The organism is Klebsiella huaxiensis (genome assembly GCF_003261575.2).
Classification (GTDB): domain Bacteria; phylum Pseudomonadota; class Gammaproteobacteria; order Enterobacterales; family Enterobacteriaceae; genus Klebsiella; species Klebsiella huaxiensis.
The window spans coordinates 1,684,789-1,701,765 of record NZ_CP036175.1 but is presented as its reverse complement, the minus strand read 5'-3'; the positions used below and the strand labels follow the sequence as shown (position 1 = coordinate 1,701,765).

General features: G+C 52.4%; 16 protein-coding genes. 3 read left to right on the top strand and 13 right to left on the bottom strand.

All coding sequences use genetic code 11. From position 1 onward, the window contains the following. Window positions 1-55: 55 nt before the first annotated feature. Together DA718_RS08205 and DA718_RS08200 are read right to left on the bottom strand one after the other, a co-directional pair. Complete coding sequence (locus DA718_RS08205) at window positions 56-1,378, bottom strand: PTS sugar transporter subunit IIC (RefSeq protein WP_112212952.1); 1,323 nt, start codon at window positions 1,376-1,378, stop codon at window positions 56-58. A gap of 92 nt (window positions 1,379-1,470) precedes the next feature. Further along, the gene (locus tag DA718_RS08200; RefSeq protein ID WP_112212951.1) at window positions 1,471-1,782 is read right to left on the bottom strand and encodes a PTS sugar transporter subunit IIB; all 312 of its coding nucleotides are present in this window, start codon (window positions 1,780-1,782) and stop codon (window positions 1,471-1,473) included. Window positions 1,783-1,979: 197 nt separating this feature from the next. On the opposite strand from DA718_RS08200, the gene DA718_RS08195 reads away from it, so the two are divergent. Continuing rightward, on the top strand, window positions 1,980-2,717 hold the full coding sequence (locus tag DA718_RS08195; protein WP_112212950.1) for a GntR family transcriptional regulator: 738 nt from the start codon (window positions 1,980-1,982) through the stop codon (window positions 2,715-2,717). A gap of 2 nt (window positions 2,718-2,719) precedes the next feature. Here DA718_RS08195 and DA718_RS08190 read toward each other — a convergent pair whose 3' ends face one another. Together DA718_RS08190 and fabB are read right to left on the bottom strand one after the other, a co-directional pair. Beyond that, entirely contained in the window at window positions 2,720-3,895 is a 1,176-nt protein-coding gene (locus DA718_RS08190) for an MFS transporter (protein ID WP_112212949.1), read from the bottom strand. 205 nt (window positions 3,896-4,100) lie between these two features. Beyond that, on the bottom strand, window positions 4,101-5,318 hold the full coding sequence (fabB, locus tag DA718_RS08185; protein ID WP_112212948.1) for a beta-ketoacyl-ACP synthase I: 1,218 nt from the start codon (window positions 5,316-5,318) through the stop codon (window positions 4,101-4,103). Between the two features lie 158 nt (window positions 5,319-5,476). Between fabB and mnmC the strand changes: the two genes are divergently transcribed. Continuing rightward, complete coding sequence (gene mnmC, locus DA718_RS08180; protein ID WP_112213210.1) at window positions 5,477-7,465, top strand: bifunctional tRNA (5-methylaminomethyl-2-thiouridine)(34)-methyltransferase MnmC2/FAD-dependent 5-carboxymethylaminomethyl-2-thiouridine(34) oxidoreductase MnmC1; 1,989 nt, start codon at window positions 5,477-5,479, stop codon at window positions 7,463-7,465. Between the two features lie 53 nt (window positions 7,466-7,518). Here mnmC and DA718_RS08175 read toward each other — a convergent pair whose 3' ends face one another. The 6 genes from DA718_RS08175 to prmB are packed head-to-tail and all read right to left on the bottom strand — an operon-like array spanning window position 7,519 to window position 12,073. Next, on the bottom strand, window positions 7,519-7,797 hold the full coding sequence (locus tag DA718_RS08175) for a YfcL family protein (RefSeq protein WP_112212947.1): 279 nt from the start codon (window positions 7,795-7,797) through the stop codon (window positions 7,519-7,521). A gap of 31 nt (window positions 7,798-7,828) precedes the next feature. Beyond that, window positions 7,829-8,377: an elongation factor P hydroxylase gene (locus DA718_RS08170; protein WP_112212946.1), complete on the bottom strand. Its 549-nt coding sequence runs from the start codon at window positions 8,375-8,377 to the stop codon at window positions 7,829-7,831. Then, on the bottom strand, window positions 8,377-9,186 hold the full coding sequence (locus tag DA718_RS08165; protein WP_112212945.1) for a sulfite exporter TauE/SafE family protein: 810 nt from the start codon (window positions 9,184-9,186) through the stop codon (window positions 8,377-8,379). Before DA718_RS08165 ends, DA718_RS08170 begins: the two co-directional genes overlap by 1 nt. Next, on the bottom strand, window positions 9,186-10,010 hold the full coding sequence (gene mepA, locus DA718_RS08160) for a penicillin-insensitive murein endopeptidase (RefSeq protein ID WP_112212944.1): 825 nt from the start codon (window positions 10,008-10,010) through the stop codon (window positions 9,186-9,188). The genes DA718_RS08165 and mepA overlap by 1 nt, the downstream gene beginning before the upstream one ends. A 3-nt stretch (window positions 10,011-10,013) precedes the next feature. Next, window positions 10,014-11,099 carry a chorismate synthase gene (gene aroC, locus DA718_RS08155; protein ID WP_112212943.1) on the bottom strand — a complete coding sequence of 362 codons (1,086 nt, stop codon included), beginning with the start codon at window positions 11,097-11,099 and terminating at the stop codon, window positions 10,014-10,016. A 41-nt stretch (window positions 11,100-11,140) separates the two neighbouring features. Next, window positions 11,141-12,073, bottom strand: a complete 933-nt coding sequence (prmB, locus tag DA718_RS08150; protein ID WP_112213209.1) for a 50S ribosomal protein L3 N(5)-glutamine methyltransferase — start codon at window positions 12,071-12,073, stop codon at window positions 11,141-11,143. 167 nt (window positions 12,074-12,240) lie between these two features. Here prmB and smrB point away from each other — a divergent pair, with 167 nt between their 5' ends. After that, complete coding sequence (smrB, locus tag DA718_RS08145) at window positions 12,241-12,792, top strand: endonuclease SmrB (RefSeq protein ID WP_112212942.1); 552 nt, start codon at window positions 12,241-12,243, stop codon at window positions 12,790-12,792. A 20-nt stretch (window positions 12,793-12,812) separates the two neighbouring features. Here smrB and sixA read toward each other — a convergent pair whose 3' ends face one another. The 3 genes from sixA to fadI all read right to left on the bottom strand — a co-directional run bounded on the left by sixA (window position 12,813) and on the right by fadI (window position 16,962). Beyond that, window positions 12,813-13,298, bottom strand: a complete 486-nt coding sequence (gene sixA / locus DA718_RS08140; RefSeq protein ID WP_112212941.1) for a phosphohistidine phosphatase SixA — start codon at window positions 13,296-13,298, stop codon at window positions 12,813-12,815. 209 nt (window positions 13,299-13,507) lie between these two features. Beyond that, entirely contained in the window at window positions 13,508-15,652 is a 2,145-nt protein-coding gene (fadJ, locus tag DA718_RS08135; protein WP_112212940.1) for a fatty acid oxidation complex subunit alpha FadJ, read from the bottom strand. Beyond that, on the bottom strand, window positions 15,652-16,962 hold the full coding sequence (fadI, locus tag DA718_RS08130) for an acetyl-CoA C-acyltransferase FadI (RefSeq protein WP_112212939.1): 1,311 nt from the start codon (window positions 16,960-16,962) through the stop codon (window positions 15,652-15,654). The genes fadJ and fadI overlap by 1 nt, the downstream gene beginning before the upstream one ends. Window positions 16,963-16,977 lie beyond the last annotated feature (15 nt).

Here is a 16,977-nt window from a genome sequence, read left to right as displayed (position 1 = left end):
ACCTTTATAGATTGTTATAATTTGCCTTCAGTCAGTCGACTGAAGGCAGGCAGAATCATTCAGCAGTTGCAGCGGTGTTTACCTTATTCGCGGCAATCACAAAGGGTAAATAGATAATCGTGGAAACGGCCAGACACAGGATGCCAACAAACAAGGCCAGCCAGTTACCACCTGTGCCAAAGAAGGCAATTAGCGGCCCTGGCGTCGTCCACGGAACGGCATAAGCGATCGGCGGAATAAACTCCATGCTGATAAAAAAGTAGCCAATTAATGAGTTTACAAAAGGTACCAGAATAAACGGGATGACCAAAATCGGGTTAAGAACAATCGGCAGGCCAAACATCACCGGCTCATTAATATTAAACAAACCCGGGACAAACGCCATTTTCGCCAGATCGCGGTAATCTTTTCGCCGCGAAGCGATAAAGATCGCCAGCAGCAGGCCCAGCGTCATTCCTGAGCCACCACAGTTTGCGAAAGCATCGTTAATGCCGGTCCAGGTTATCGGGTAAGGTGCTCCCCAGGTGGTACCGTGAGAAGCTGCGTAAGAGAGGTTTTCCAGATTAGCTTCAGAAAAAATAGCTTCCCGAATCGCCGCCACGGTATTCGGCCCATGAATCCCTAATACCCACAGAAAGTTTGCCACCAGCCCGAGTACCAGCACCGTGACGATATTGGTCCCCATATCTTTTAGCGGTGCCTGAATCAGCGTGTAAATCAGATCGTTCAGGCCGTCAGGAGAAATACGCGTCAGCAGATAGTTGATGATTGAGAAGAAAATCATCACAAAGAAGATAGGCAGCAGAACCTTAAATGAGCGTGCCACAGCAGGCGGAACCGCCGCTGGCATGTTAATTGTCACTTTAGGGTTGCGCGCCAGGCGGCTGAATATCTCACTGGAGATCAGAGCCACGATAATAGCCACAAATAGCCCCTGTGGGCCAAGGTATTTCGTGGTCAAATAAGCCTGTCCATCAATGATGGTATAAGGCGTATACACGACAAAGAAAGCACCGATTGCCGTCAGGCCGCAGAGCAGATCATCCTGTTGGTAGCTGATGGCAATATTGCGGGCCACAAGGAAGGTTATCAGTACGGCCATAATATTGACTGAGCCGTTCATCACCGGAGTAAAAACTTGCTGCGCATCGGCAAGGTTTGGGAATATCGCTCCTAGATGTAAAATACTCGCGATAAATCCATCCGGGGATAAAATAGCAAAGTTGATTAAAATAATCAGCGAGCTGGCCATGACAATTGGAAAAGAGAGAATAAATGCATCACGGATGGCTGAAACGTGGATCTGAGAATTTAATTTAATGGCAATGGGGACGAGAATTTTTTCCATGCCACGTTCAAAGGTATCCATAAAACTCATGATGAACCCTTATTTATCATAATAAATTATAAAACAGGATATGCAGGCAATGAATCCCACACGCTTTATTGGAGTTAAAATCAGAAAGATGGTTAATTTGTCAGTAATGCCAGCGCGTTTTCTAATACGGCTTTGCCATCCATCTGACCATAATATTTCATATCAATCACGGCAACCGGTATCCTACCTTGCACAATTTCTTCAATTTCACGCTTCTGAAAACGGACCTGAGGGCCTAACAGGACGACATCCACTTCATTTTTTTTGATTATTTCCTTGGCCTCTGAAATAGCCAATGCGTTGATATTAGCAGCAATACCAAACGAATCTGCATGTTCCTGCATGCGTTTTACCAGCATGCTGGTTGACATTCCAGCGGCACAAACCAGTAATATATTTTTCATTTATCCTGCCCTTTTCTATTTATGAAACTCAATTGACGTGCACTTTAATAATTGTTAATTTTCTTATCCGTCATTTTGATCACAATTAGCAATACAAAAGTTGTGCAAAAACAAGGTAAAAAATGAACATGTTGCCATACTTTTAATCCTGTAAGATTGTAACCCTATGTATCTAAAAGAACTAAAGAGGTTCAAAAGTGGTTTATAAAAATGTGGTCAATTTACTAAAAAGCCGAATTAATAGTCCGCTGTATAGCATTGGTGATCTTCTGCCAGCAGAAAAAGAATTAGCCGAATTTTATAATGTCTCACGCAACACTTTGCGTAAGGCGCTAAAAGCGCTGGAAGAGGATGGGCTCATTGAGCGTCGACATGGCTCCGGAACCTGGATTAGAAATAAACACTTTCAGGCATCCGTTACGCACCTGGATAGCTTTACTGAAATTGCACGTAATGAGGGGAAAACCCCATCCAGCCAAATCCTCAAGTTTGAGTTGCAAACCGCGTCCGAGGAGATTGCCAAAGGGTTGCAGTTGCAGCACGGTGAGCTGGTTTATTATGCTAAAAGACTGCGTTTTATCGATAATATCGCCATGCAATTAGAAGAAACCTGGCTCTCGGCAACGCGCTTTCCTGATCTGACGATCGCCCACATGAAGAAATCGAAATTCTCGTATATCGAAAACGAATGCGGTGTAAAAATTGACGGCTGCTATGAATCGATTGTTCCCATCCTCCCGTCACCGGAACTGGCTAAACTTCTGCATATCAGTACCAAAGACCCTATCATCAGAATGCAAACGCAGGCGATAGATGAGGATCACCAGCCTATCGACTACTCGATTTTATACACCAATATGTTTGAGTTTCAGGTGAAATACTATCTACCGCGCCAGGCACCATCCGGCCCTCGTATGCCAAGGGCCGAATCATAGACTTACTTACGTAATGACACTAACGTAATGAGGATCCCCAACACTGCGCATATCGCGGCGGCCAGGAAGACGGAAGAATAGCCTAAAGAGGTTGCAAGCAGCCCGGTTAGCGGACCAGTGACGCCGTAAGAGATATCCTGAAATGCGGCATAGCCGCCCAGCGCTGTTCCTCTCACCTGCGGCGGTACGCGTTTCACCACCTCCACCCCCAAGGCCGGGAAGATAAGTGAGCAACCGCAGCCAGTCAACGCGGCACCCGCCAACGCCACCCAGGCATTTGGTGCCTGCCAAAGCAGAGCCAGACCAATAGCCTCAACCAGCAGCGAAACGATGGCGACTTTTACCCCGCCAAAACGATCCGGCATCCAGCCGAACAAAATACGCATCAATACGAAAGCGCCGCCGAATGCGGTCAGCGTAAAACCAGCCATTGCCCAGCCGTGGCTGGCGAAATACAAGGAGACGAACGTGCCAATCACCGCGAAGCCGACGCCCTGTAATCCAAGGCCGATACCGGGGCGCCAGATCATCCCTACAACGCTCCATAGCGACGGGCGCTCACCACCGTGAGCAGGTATTTTACGTACCGTGCCGTTAATCGCCCAGGCGACTAACGGCAGCGCCATGGTGACGCAGGCCAGCACCGCTACGCCATAATGACTATAGATCAGCAGCCCCAGCGGAGCCCCGGCCGCCAGCGAGCCGTATATCGCCATGCCGTTCCATGACATCACTTTTCCTGAACGTGCAGGGCCAACCAGCCCCATCCCCCAGCTCAGATTACCGGTAAGCAGTTGGCTTTCACCAAAGCCGAGGATCAAACGCCCAAGTACCAGCAGGCCAAACTTCGCCAGAACGGATACCGGCAGCAGCGCAGCGCATAGCCAGGCACCGCCTGCCAGCGCGCAGGCCAGCATGCCCTGAAGTACAGAGCGCTTTGCACCATACTGATCCGCCAGGCGACCGGCATAGCCGCGTGTTAACACGGTAGCAAGGAACTGGATACCGACGGCGACGCCAACCATGGTGTTACCAAAACCCAGTTCCTGATGAACGAAAAGCGGGATCACCGGCAGCGGCAGGCCCACGGTCATGTAGGTAAGAAAAACGGCGAAAGTAATACGAAACAGCGATCCATTCGCTGAAGAGGTGTTTTTTGTTTCAGTCGCTGCGGACATGCTTTACTCCAGTTCGCAGAGTAAGGCGAGGTGATAACCACGCCATCTCCACCTGATTATCAGGGTTAAGGCGCGTTGGATGACGTTAAACGCTTACGCATTATTGGGGAGAATAATGTTGTGGCAGGAGTTTGCCTGCTTGCGCAGGGGTCTGTCAAGAAGACAAAAAAGGGAGCCCGTTGGCTCCCTTCTCAAGGTTTGCTCGTTACGCGCTGTATTTGCGCATCACCAGCGTGGCGTTAGTCCCGCCAAAGCCGAAGCTGTTAGACATCACGGTAGTCAGCGCGCGTTCAGTAGGCTCGGTCACGATGTTCAGACCTGCAGCCTGCTCGTCCATCTCTTCAATGTTGATGCTTGGGGCGATAAAGCCATGTTCGAGCATCAGCAGAGAGTAGATAGCTTCCTGCACGCCAGCCGCGCCCAGAGAGTGGCCGGTCATCGCTTTTGTGGCAGAGATTGCCGGGCTGTTATCACCGAACACTTCGCGAATAGCACCCAGTTCCTTCACATCACCAACCGGTGTAGAAGTACCGTGGGAGTTCAGGTAATCAATTGGGGTATCAACGCCGTGCATCGCCATCTTCATGCAGCGCACCGCGCCTTCACCTGATGGAGCAACCATGTCAGCACCATCGGACGTTGCGCCGTAGCCAACAATTTCAGCATAAATGTGCGCGCCGCGCGCCAGAGCGTGTTCCAACTCTTCAACGACAACCATACCGCCGCCGCCTGCGATGATGAAGCCATCGCGATGCGCATCATAGGTACGGGACGCTTTTTCCGGCGTTTCGTTGTATTTGGTGGACAGAGCACCCATCGCGTCGAACTCACAGGCCATTTCCCAGCACAGCTCTTCGCCGCCGCCAGCAAACACGATATCCTGTTTACCCAGTTGAATTTGCTCAACAGCATTACCGATACAGTGTGCGGAAGTCGCACAAGCAGAGCTGATGGAGTAGTTCACGCCATAGATTTTAAATGGTGTGGCAAGGCAAGCGGATACTGCAGATGCCATCGCTTTAGTCACCACATAAGGACCTACGGCTTTCAGACCACGCGGGCTGCGCATTGCGTCAGCGCCGAAAACCTGAGATTTAGAAGAACCGCCGGAACCGGCAATCAGACCCACGCGCGGGTTTTGCTGATAGACTTCTTCTTTCAGGCCAGCATCTTCAATCGCCTGCTGCATGGAGAGATAGGAATAGATAGAGGCATCGTTCATGAAACGAACCACTTTACGGTCGATCAAACCAGTTGTGTCCAGTTTGACATTACCCCATACGTGGCTGCGCATTCCCGAATCTTTAAACTCTTCAGAGAAAGTGATCCCGGAGCGTCCTTCACGCAGAGATGCCAGGACTTCCTGCTGGTTATTACCAATACTGGAAACGATGCCCAGGCCAGTAATCACTGCACGTTTCATTCAATACCTCTGTAAGTCACACTATATTAAGTTTCGAGTCGCACAATAGCGTACACTTGTACGCCGAACAAGTCCGATCAGCCAAATTGTGTATAAATTTGCGCCCTCAGGCACACATCGTTAAGATCGTTCTACGCCTTGTGATTCGAGTAACTTACGTGAAACAAAACGCCATACAACCCGCCAACCTGGAATTCAATGCTGAGGGTACACCTGTTTCCCGAGATTTCGACGATGTCTACTTTTCCAATGATAATGGCCTGGAAGAGACTCGCTACGTTTTCCTCGGCGGTAACCAGCTTAACGAACGTTTCCCCATTCATTCGCACCCATTATTTATCGTTGCTGAAAGTGGGTTCGGCACCGGGCTAAACTTTCTCACGCTATGGCAGGCGTTTGACGTTTTTCACCGCGATAATCCAGAAGCTACCCTGCAAAGATTACATTTCATCAGTTTCGAAAAATTTCCGCTGAAGGCCGACGATCTTTCTCTGGCACACCAGCACTGGCCGGAGCTTACGCCATGGGCTGAACAGCTACAGGCGCAGTGGCCGCAACCGTTAGCGGGCTGCCATCGTCTGCTACTGGATGACGGACGTGTAACGCTGGATTTGTGGTTTGGCGATATCAATGAACTCACCAACGAGCTTGATGATTCGCTTAATCAGCAGGTGGATGCCTGGTTTCTCGATGGCTTTGCGCCTGCAAAAAACCCGGATATGTGGACGCCGGAACTCTTTTCAGCGATGGCCCGACTGGCGAGGCCCGGCGGAACTCTGGCTACCTTCACCTCAGCAGGTTTTGTTCGTCGCGGGCTGCAAGAAGCTGGTTTCAGCATGCAGAAACGCAAAGGTTTTGGCCGCAAACGCGAAATGCTTGTCGGCGAAATGAAGCAAACGCTCGACTTCGCCTCGCGCACTCCGTGGTTTGCCCGTAGCGGAACGGAGCAGCGCGATGTGGCGATTATCGGCGGCGGCATCGCCAGCGCCCTGCTCTCTCTGGCGCTGCTGCGTCGTGGCTGGCAGGTGACGTTATATTGTGCCGACAGCGCCCCCGCAGAAGGCGCATCCGGCAATCGTCAGGGGGCTCTTTACCCTCTATTGAGTCAACACGATCCGGCCCTCGCCCGCTTTTTCCCGGCGGCATTTACCTTTGCACGTCGCCTCTACGACACTCTTCCAGTGCAGTTTGACCACGATTGGTGCGGCGTTACGCAGCTAGCCTGGGATGAAAAAAGCGCACAGAAAATCGCCCAGATGCTTGAACTCAATCTGCCGCCGGAAATCGCCGTTGCCGTTAACGCCCAAACCGTTGCACAAACCTGCGGCGTCGACACCGACTGCGGGGGAATAACCTACCCTGCCGGCGGTTGGCTCTGTCCACAGCAGCTAACTGCCGAACTATTCGCCCTCGCGGCTACTCGCGGGTTACATGTTCACTACGATTATCCTGTTGAAACTATCAGCACTGATAATGACGGCTGGCAATTAAATCAGCGGCAGCACCATGAAGTCGCGGTACTGGCTAATGGTTATCAGGTAACTGACTTCAGTCAGACCACACACCTTCCCATGTATCCAGTTGCTGGTCAGGTCAGCCATATTCCCACCACGCCAGGACTATCACAGCTACGCCAGGTGCTGTGTTATGACGGTTATTTGACCCCGCAAAACCCAAACAACCAACAGCACTGCATTGGTGCCAGCTATCATCGTGGGCAAACGGATACCACGTTTAGCGCTGTAGATCAGCAACAAAATCGCCAACGCCTGATTGACTGCTTGCCGCAGATTAAGTGGGTGCAGGAGGTGGATGTCAGTGCCAATGAAGCGCGCAGCGGCGTGCGCTGTGCAACACGCGATCATTTGCCGATGGCAGGCAATGTGCCCGACTATGATCGCACATTAAGCGAATACGCCTCGCTGGCCGAACGCCAGGAACGGGCCATAGAGGCCCCAATTTATCGCAATCTGTATTTGCTTGCCGCACTCGGTTCGCGCGGATTATGCTCCGCTCCGCTGATGGCCGAAATTCTGGCGGCGCAAATGAGCAACGAGCCGTTACCGATGGACAGAGAAACTCTGGCAGCGCTGAATCCGAATCGTTTGTGGGTAAGAAAGTTACTGAAAGGGAAAGCGGTGAAATAGTCAAAGAAACTGGCCCGATAGGGTAAAATCGGGCCACTAATCAGGCAAAAACGTTATTTCCGCAGCGCCTGCTGATACAAATTATCCCACATGCCCTGCACCAGAATCTGATCGGGTGGCGACAGTTCGCCAGCGTTGATCGCTTTCGTTAGGCTTTGGGTCACCTTATCATTCACCGCTTGCGCAGTATGCTCGTCCTCACCTTCCAGCTCAGCCACCGCCAGCGTCAGATGGCCGCGCAGATAACCGCCGGCAAATAGTTCATCATCACTGGCGTGGTCTACCATATCGTCTATTAACGCCAGAATGCGTGATTCAAACTCCGCGATCATCTTCTTTCCTCATATTATGTAAAGTGTGGCCTTAGTGCAGGTCTTCCGGCCACGGGAATTGCTCAGCCGTCAAAGGCGGCGTTTGATAATATTCTTGTAATGCTTTGATAAAGCGCGCCGGACGCTCGGGGATCCCCTGCTCCAGATAGACCATCACCTGAGCATGTACTCGCCGTTGAAAAACGATACGGTCAGGTTCAAAATCGCCTTCCAGGTTGTCGCAACTGACGTTAAACGGATAGCCTGCCGCCACGCAAAATAGCCAGTCGAACGCCTGCGGTTTCACCTCAACGTCTTCAAATTTAGACTGGGTCATCGCATCACGGCCATCAGGGCAGTACCAGTAACCGAAGTCAACCAGCTCGCGACGCGCTTTACCAGCGATACACCAGTGCGAGATCTCATGTAATCCGCTGGCGTAAAAGCCGTGGGCAAAAACGATGCGGTTATACGGTGCATCGCCATCAGCCGGAAGATAGATCGGTTCGTCATCGCCTTTAATCAGACGGGTATTAAAATCATCGGCAAAGCAACCGTCGAAGATTTCAATCAGCTGTTCGTAATTATGCGTACTGTTCATTAGTTCATCCCCAACCAGTGGAGGATCTCCTGTCCATGGCTGTCATAAAGAAGTTTTGCACTCATCACCGCCGACACGACAACAATCATCGGTCGAATTAGTGATTGTCCTTTGCTCAGCACCAGCCGCGAACCGGCGCGGGCACCAATAAATTGTCCTACCATCATTACGAAGCCGGTGGCCCAGATAACTTTACCGCCAATGATAAACAGCAGCAGGCCGCCAACGTTGGAGGTAGCATTAAGCACTTTGGCATGGGCGGTCGATTTAGCGAGATTGAACCCGGCCAGAGTCACAAAAGCCAGCGCATAAAAAGAACCTGCACCCGGGCCAAAAAAGCCATCATAAAAACCCACGCAGCCGCCAGCCACCAGAGCAAACGGCAGACCGTAAAGACGACGCTGACGGTCTTCTTCGCCGAGCTTTGGCATCAACAGAAAATAGAGGCCAATGCCGATAATCAGTATTGGCAGAATCTGCTTGAGAATATCGGACTGGACGTGCTGCACCAGCAGCGCGCCGCCAGTTGAACCAACAAACGTCATCAGAATATTCAGCTTCTGATCGGCGAGATTCACCACCTTGCGGCGGATAAAATAGAGGGATGCGGAAAGCGAGCCACCACAAGCCTGTAGCTTGTTGGTCGCCAGCGCCTGTGCGGGAGGTAGACCCGCAGCCATCAATGCTGGTACGGTTAACAACCCGCCGCCCCCCGCCAGGGAATCAATAAACCCCGCCAGAATAGCCACGAAAAACAGCACAACCAGTACCGCCGGTGACACCATAAACAGATCGATAAAACTATCCATTAAAGAACATGCTCATCCAGTAGAGCCTGGCAGGAAGGCGGCAATGGAGGCGGCGTCTTCTTCGCAGGAGAGGTTGATCCTGGTTTCGGTGGTTCAAACCAGCTTTGTAATTCCGCGCCGCAACCATCGCCTGCCGGAGGTGGAGCCTGATCTTCACACTCAAGACTCCCCGCAGGACAGCGCAGGCGCACATGCATATGCGCACGATGTTGGAACCATGGTCGAACTTTACGCAACCAGTCGCGATCGTTACCCGCATCCAGGCACAACTGCTGCTTGATCGCCGGGTTAACGAAAATGCGCGTGACTTCGCTATCTTCCGCCGCCATCTTAATCAGATGACTGATTTGCGGACTCCACAGTGACGGCACTACGCGTTTGCCATCACGCGCAACCAGATCCAGAGCCTGTGGCTTCATGAGCTGCGCTGAACTCCAGCGCGCCTGCGGGAGCTGGAGAAAGATATCCACATCCAGCCCGGACTGATGGCTGGCGTGGCCGCCGTTGAATCGACCACCAGCCGGCATACCCATGTCACCAATCAGCACCGTCCCCATTCCTTTGTTGTGCGCCTGATTGCTCAGGCGCTGAATAAACTGAACGAGATCCGGATGGCCGAAATAGCGGCGCTGATCGGTGCGCATCACCTGATAGCCGGTAGAATTTAACGGCAGCGCCTGTGCGCCAACGATACAGCCATTAGAAAACGCGCCAATAGACTGTGAACTTCCGCTGATAGGCTGCGTGATTTTCTGCCACGGCGTTGCCGCCAGGCTGGTACTGCTGGCAAGGAGTGTCAGCAGTGCGATAACGGTTTTTTTCATCTATTACCAGCGTGGGATTGATGTCGTCACGTCGCCGTTCTGCGCGCGCTGACGCATAAAGTGATCCATTAAAACGATCGCCAGCATCGCCTCGGCGATCGGAACCGCACGAATACCGACGCAAGGATCGTGACGCCCTTTGGTGATCATCTCGACTTCTTCGCCAAAGCGATTAATCGTGTGCCCCGGAACAGTAATACTGGAGGTTGGCTTCAGGGCGATATTCGCCACAATTTGCTGGCCGCTGCTGATACCGCCCAGCACGCCGCCGGCATGGTTGCTCTGAAAACCCGCTTTAGTAATTTCATCGCGGTTTTCGCTACCGCGAAGTTTCACCACTTCAAAACCATCGCCAATTTCCACACCTTTTACCGCGTTGATACTCATCAGCGCGTGCGCAATATCCGCATCCAGACGGTCAAATACCGGCTCACCCAGTCCCGGAGGCACGCCATCCGCTACCACGGTCACTTTTGCCCCGATGGAGTCACCCTCTTTTTTCAGGCCACGCATTAGTTCATCAAGCGCCTCGATTTTATCCGGGTCCGGACAGAAGAACGGATTTTGCTCAACCTGATCCCAGTCTTTTATCGCTAGCGGAATATCGCCCATCTGGGTCAAACAGCCGCGAATGACAATACCGAATTTGGCGGCGAGGAATTTTTTGGCAATCGCCCCGGCAGCCACGCGCATCGCGGTTTCACGCGCGGAAGAACGACCACCGCCGCGATAGTCGCGCAGGCCGTATTTCTGCTCGTAGGTATAGTCAGCATGACCCGGGCGGAAAACGTCTTTAATCGCGCCGTAGTCCTGGGAACGTTGATCGGTGTTCTCAATCAGCAAACCAATGCTGGTACCAGTGGTCACGCCTTCAAAGACGCCGGAAAGAATTTTCACCTGATCCGGTTCACGACGCTGGGTGGTATAACGCGACGTTCCTGGCCGACGACGATCGAGGTCGTGCTGTAGGTCAGCTTCGGTCAGTGGAATACCTGGCGGCACGCCATCAACGATACAGCCCAGCGCCAGGCCGTGCGACTCGCCGAAGGTAGTAACGCGAAAGAGTTGTCCAATTGTGTTTCCTGCCATCACGGCTCCGTTATTGTCGTTATGTTTGCGTGTTTATTGTTTTAGTCTTTATAGATGCTGAAATGCGCACGGGCGTCAATCAGTTGCGATTTGGTCAGCATAAAGACGCCATCACCGCCGTTGTCAAACTCCAGCCAGGTAAATGGTACGTCAGGATACTGTTCCATCAGATGTACCATGCTGTTGCCGACTTCACAAATCAGGATACCATCATCGTTAAGATAATCTGGCGCGCAGGCCAGAATGCGGCGAGTCAGCTTCAGACCATCGCTGCCTGAAGCCAGTCCCAGAACCGGCTCATGGCGATATTCGCCCGGCAGGTCGGACATATCCTCTTCATCCACATAAGGTGGGTTAGTCACGATCAGATCGTATTGCACCTTCAACAGGTCGCGGAACAGATCGGAGCGAATCGGCGTTACGTTGTGAATTAAACCGTGATCTTCGATGTTTTGCTCGGCAACAGCCAGCGCATCCGGGGAGATATCTACCGCGTCAACTTCCGATTCCGGGAAGGCATAAGCACAGGCGATTGCAATGCAACCGCTACCGGTGCACATGTCAAGAATGTGCTGCGGTTGATGGTCAATCAGGCCAGCAAACTGATTATTGATAAGCTCGCCAATCGGTGAACGCGGCACCAGCACGCGCTCATCAACGTAAAACTCATGGCCACAGAACCAGGCTTTATTAGTCAAATAAGCCACCGGAATACGCTCATTAATACGACGAATCACGCGCTCAACGATGCGATGCTTTTCACTGGAAGTCAGGCGCGCGGTACGCATATCTTCCGGAATATCCAGCGGCAAATACAGCGACGGCATCACCAGTTGCACCGCTTCATCCCACGGGTTATCAGTACCGTGTCCGTACCAGATATTTGCAGCGCTAAAGCGGCTTACCGCCCAACGCAACATGTCCTGAATGGTATGAAGCTCATTAACAGCCTCATCAACAAAAATTTTATCCACGCTATCCTCCAGGACACGCTCTGCTATAAATTCGGCGGCTAGTTTGCCACGAAGACGGGGATAAATCAGCATTCTTACGTCAGGCTAAGGGGGAAATATACGTTTTCCTTGCCTGGATGTATGACGAGTCGGGTAAACTAGCGACAAAGAAAAAATGAGACCAGGTAATGAAAAAGAAAACATCGCTAAGTGAGGAGGATCAGGCATTGTTCCGGCAACTGATGACCGGCACGCGTCAGATTAAACAGGACACTATCGTTCACCGCCCGCTGCGCAAAAAAATCTCTGAGGTGCCGCCAAAACGGTTACTTCAGGAACAGGCAGACAACAGCCACTTCTTTTCGGATGAATTTCAGCCGCTGCTTAATACCGAAGGCTCGGTTAAGTATGTCCGTTCGGACGTCAGCCATTTTGAGCTAAAAAAATTGCGGCGAGGTGACTATTCGCCAGAGCTGTTCCTTGATCTGCACGGCTTAACCCAACAGCAGGCTAAACAGGAACTGGGCGCGTTGATTGCCGCCTGTCGTCGCGAACATGTGTTCTGCGCCTGCGTGATGCACGGGCATGGGAAACACATTCTTAAGCAGCAAACGCCGCTATGGCTGGCGCAACATCCGCAGATCATGGCATTTCATCAGGCACCAAAAGAGTACGGCGGTGACGCCGCACTGCTGGTACTGATTGAAGTTGAAGAGTGGCAACCGCCGGAGCTTCCGTAGTTCGTCAGCCCCGGAGGAGATTAAATCGCTTTCGCCATCTTCAAATTGCAGGGGCTCATTTGCCAGGTGAATTCACCTTTGCCTTCAGCATCAAGCGTGACGCAGGCAATAGCAGATGTGGTGAACATCGGGGGAGTTTCCCCCGGGCACAGCTCTGAGACGAGGTACCCCACTAAAGGCAGATGCGACACGACCAATGCCGTCGCCACACCTTCATTTGCCAGCGCCTGAAGATAAGCGCTGACCATACCAACATCGCCGCACGGCGTGAGTTCCGGCATCACGTCGACATCTTTCGGCAGATTCATGCACTCCCCAACAATCTCCAGCGTCTGTTCAGCACGCAGGTAGGGACTCACAAGAACCCGCTCAATATCCACTTTTTGACCTTTCAGCCAGGTTGCCATCTGACGAGACTCATCACAACCGCAGACGGTTAGTGGACGAACCGAGTCACTGGCTGCATCGAGGGCAGCGTCGCCGTGACGCATAATAAAAACTTGCATATTGCACCGCTTTTGTTAACCAGAAGCACCGTAGCCTTACCAACGTAAACAATACGCAGGTGACCCGGTGGCCGGGCATTGTGCCTGATCCATTCAACGAATGAAACGCTGTTTTTTACCTCAATGGCGTAAGTATAGTCAACTATTGCTTACAAAACAGCCAATGGCCAGCATCATTCATTGCCGGATTTACCTTCTTTGACCACAACTTAGGTCGTCCGTTCATCAGTGGGCCAAAAGGTCGCCCCCTGCTCAGCCATGTGTAATAAAGTGTCACATGGTGTAAAACGCGGGCCATACTGTGCGGCCAGGCGCTGCAAAATTGCCGCGACTTCTCCCGCACCCAGCTTATCTATATAGCGGAACGGGCCACCAAGAAACGGCGGGAAACCAATACCAAACACGGCACCGATGTCACCATCGCGCGCACTGCGGATAATTTGCTCATCGAAGCAGCGCGCTGACTCATTAAGCATCATCATCACACACCGTTCCGCCACCTGCTGCGCGGACAATTGCTCCCGCGCAGAAGAAACTCCCAGTAAAGAGTAAATCGCAGTATCGGGCCGTTTTTTGCTTTTACGCCCTTTCGCCTCATAAAGATAGAAACCCCGGTTATTTTTTCTACCTTTGCGATCGTCATTCAGAATCGCGCTAATGATGTTTGCAGGCGGGCTAAAACGTTCTCCCCATGCCGCCTCCAGAACCGGGATAATTTTGGTCCCGGTATCGATACCGACCTCATCAAGCAGTTGAATAGGTCCGACAGGAAAACCAAATTTTACCAATGAGTTATCAATATGTTCTATCGGTTCACCTTCCATCAACAGGCGCATCGCTTCATTAATGTAAGGGGCCAGAATACGGTTAACATAAAAGCCCGCTTTGTCAGCCACCACGATGGGTGTTTTCCCCTGTTGCTTCGCCAGTTTTACCACCGTCGCGATAGTTTGCTGATTGGTACCGGCATGCGGAATCACCTCTACCAACGGCATTTTCTCTACCGGACTGAAGAAGTGTAGGCCGATAACCTGCTGCGGCCTGCTGGCTTGTGCCGCGATCTCACCGATCGGTAATGATGAGGTATTAGAGGCAAAGATCGTCTCAACGCTACAGTGCTGCTCAACCTCGTTGACCATTTTTTGCTTGAGGGCAAGGTCTTCAAACACCGCTTCGATAACCACATCACGATGTGCAAATCCCTGGTAATCCGTAGAACCCGAGATCAACGCCAGCTGACGATCGCGCTCGCTAGCCCGCAGATAGCGGCGGCGAACCTGTTTGTCGAGCAGATCCCAGCTGTACTTCATGGCGTGATTGATCCCGCGCGGTTGGATGTCCTTAATGCGTACCGGCAATCCTCCTTTACAGGCGGTGACGTAAGCAATTCCCCCTCCCATCAGCCCGCCGCCAAGAATACCGACACTGCGCAACGCGCCGGGTTCCGCATCCGCACCGCGATCTTTTTTAAGATCGGTACTGGCGAAGAAAATGGCTCGCAACGCTTGCGATTGCGGCGTCATCGCCAGCTCACCAAAGGCTCGCGCTTCTTCGGCATAACCACTACTGCAACCCTGCGCCAGCCCGGTTTCAATCACCTGTAGAATACGTTTGGTCGCTGGATAATTACCCTGCGTTTTTTGATGTGTCTTTTCCGCCACCAGGCGAAATAGCAGACTACGACCTAATGGTCCGGCGAGGATGCGATCGCGTACAGGAACAGTGCGGCTTACCGGGCGTCCTTTCAACGCCAACTCTACTGCGGTTTGCAACAAAATGGCCTGCGGCACCACTTCATCAACCAGTCCCACTTTCAGGGCCTGACGCGGGCGAAGCTGCTTGCCGGTCAGGATCATATCCAGCGCGCTACTGACGCCGATTAATCTTGGTAAACGCTGGGTACCACCGGAACCTGGCAGCAGGCCCAATTGAACTTCGGGCAAACCAAGTCGGGTTTTATCATCATCGCTGCACACCCGCCCGTGACAAGCCAGCGCCAGCTCAAGGCCACCACCCAGACATGCGCCGTGGATAGCAGCAATAACCGGAATCGACAACCCGTGGATCTCCGCCATAATCTGCTGCCCTTGACGGGCCAACGTTTCAGCCTCCAGGGCAGAAACGCAGCGGGCAATCATGTTGATATCGGCCCCGGCAATGAAATTATCTGACTTTGCCGAAATGAACACCGCACCGCGCAGGTCTTTGTTGTCGCGAAGCTGACGGATGATTGCCCGTACTTCGCTGGCAAACTCGGCTTTCAAGGTATTCATTTTTTCGCCAGGAGCATCAATCGTAATCACGGCAATATTGTCCGGGCGAATCTCAAGCGTAAACGCCGACAGGGTGTCCATTATTCGGCCTCCAGAATCATAGCTGCACCTAAACCACCCGCAGCGCAGGCAGTGACCAAACCAAATCCGCCTCCACGACGCCGCAGTTCGTGTAACGTTTGGGTGATCATTCTCGCGCCCGTGGCGGCAAAAGGATGACCATAGGCTATGGATCCGCCGAGCACATTGAACTTGCTCTCATCAACCTCTCCTGTTGCCTGTGAACGGCCAAGCACTTCACGAGCAAAGCGGTCGCTCGCCAGACATTGCAAATTAGCCAACGTCTGCGCGGCAAAGGCTTCGTGCATATCAATCAGGGTTAAATCAGCCAGCGTAAGTCCTGCCCTTTCCAGCGCCAACGGCGTCGACCATGCCGGTCCCAACAGCATATCCTGCTGGACAGCAATGGCGCTGAAAGCATAGCTGCGCAGATAGCCCAGCGGGACAAACCCCAGCTCTTTAGCCCGGGATTCAGTCATCATAATCACCGCCGCCGCGCCATCGGTTAACGGCGTACTGTTAGCAGCGGTCACGGTCCCGTGTTTGCGATCAAAGGCCGGGCGTAACTTTTGGTAATCAGCAAGCGTTGAATTTTTACGAATATTATTATCCTGAACCAGCGGTTCACGGAAAGGCGGGGTATATGCCGTCATCACTTCTGCTGATAGTTTGCCCTCTTCCCAGGCCTTCGCGGCAAACTGGTGCGAGCGAAGCGCTAGCTGATCCTGCTGTTCACGGGGAACACCCCAGGTTTTTGCCATCTGTTCAGCGGTGTCCCCCATCCGTAGACCGGTGGAATATTCGGCAACCGCTGGCGGCACAGGAAGAAGATCGCGAAAGCGTAGACGGGAAAAGAGCTTGAGGCGCTGACTCAGGGTGCGTGCTTTATTGACATCAACCAGGACGCGGGCGAGTTTTTTGCTAACACCGATGGGCAACACGGACGAAGAGTCGGCCCCACCCGCGATGCCCGCCCGGATAGTTCCTGCCATCAGACTTTCTGCGACATTGGCCACCGCCTGAAAACTGGTCGCACAGGCGCGACTGACGCTGTAGGCATCGGTATGTACGCTCATACCGGTTCCCAGAACAATTTCCCGAGCGATATTTGGCGCTTCCGGCATCTGCACAACCTGGCCAAATACCAGCTGCTCGATTATTTCCACAGGGATATCGCTGCGGGCCAGCATTTCGCCAACCACCAACTTACCGAGATCAACGGCAGGAATGCCATGAAACGCCGTCGCCTGTCTGGCAAACGGAGTACGTAAACCGCTGACTATAGCAATGCGATCGCCCTTGCGGGTGACTAGCGGTAATGCCTGACTCATAACACTCCCCTGTTA

Excerpts from the sequence above, each read along its gene's own strand:
- smrB (WP_112212942.1), top strand. The coding sequence starts at position 12,241 with ATGAAAAAGAAAACATCGCTAAGTGAGGAGGATCAGGCATTGTTCCGG.
- DA718_RS08165 (WP_112212945.1), bottom strand. The coding sequence starts at position 9,186 with ATGGATAGTTTTATCGATCTGTTTATGGTGTCACCGGCGGTACTGGTT.
- DA718_RS08205 (WP_112212952.1), bottom strand. The coding sequence starts at position 1,378 with ATGAGTTTTATGGATACCTTTGAACGTGGCATGGAAAAAATTCTCGTC.
- DA718_RS08175 (WP_112212947.1), bottom strand. The coding sequence starts at position 7,797 with ATGATCGCGGAGTTTGAATCACGCATTCTGGCGTTAATAGACGATATG.
- mepA (WP_112212944.1), bottom strand. The coding sequence starts at position 10,010 with ATGAAAAAAACCGTTATCGCACTGCTGACACTCCTTGCCAGCAGTACC.
- DA718_RS08200 (WP_112212951.1), bottom strand. The coding sequence starts at position 1,782 with ATGAAAAATATATTACTGGTTTGTGCCGCTGGAATGTCAACCAGCATG.
- fadJ (WP_112212940.1), bottom strand. The coding sequence starts at position 15,652 with ATGGACACCCTGTCGGCGTTTACGCTTGAGATTCGCCCGGACAATATT.
- fabB (WP_112212948.1), bottom strand. The coding sequence starts at position 5,318 with ATGAAACGTGCAGTGATTACTGGCCTGGGCATCGTTTCCAGTATTGGT.
- fadI (WP_112212939.1), bottom strand. The coding sequence starts at position 16,962 with ATGAGTCAGGCATTACCGCTAGTCACCCGCAAGGGCGATCGCATTGCT.
- DA718_RS08190 (WP_112212949.1), bottom strand. The coding sequence starts at position 3,895 with ATGTCCGCAGCGACTGAAACAAAAAACACCTCTTCAGCGAATGGATCG.
- aroC (WP_112212943.1), bottom strand. The coding sequence starts at position 11,099 with ATGGCAGGAAACACAATTGGACAACTCTTTCGCGTTACTACCTTCGGC.
- sixA (WP_112212941.1), bottom strand. The coding sequence starts at position 13,298 with ATGCAAGTTTTTATTATGCGTCACGGCGACGCTGCCCTCGATGCAGCC.
- DA718_RS08170 (WP_112212946.1), bottom strand. The coding sequence starts at position 8,377 with ATGAACAGTACGCATAATTACGAACAGCTGATTGAAATCTTCGACGGT.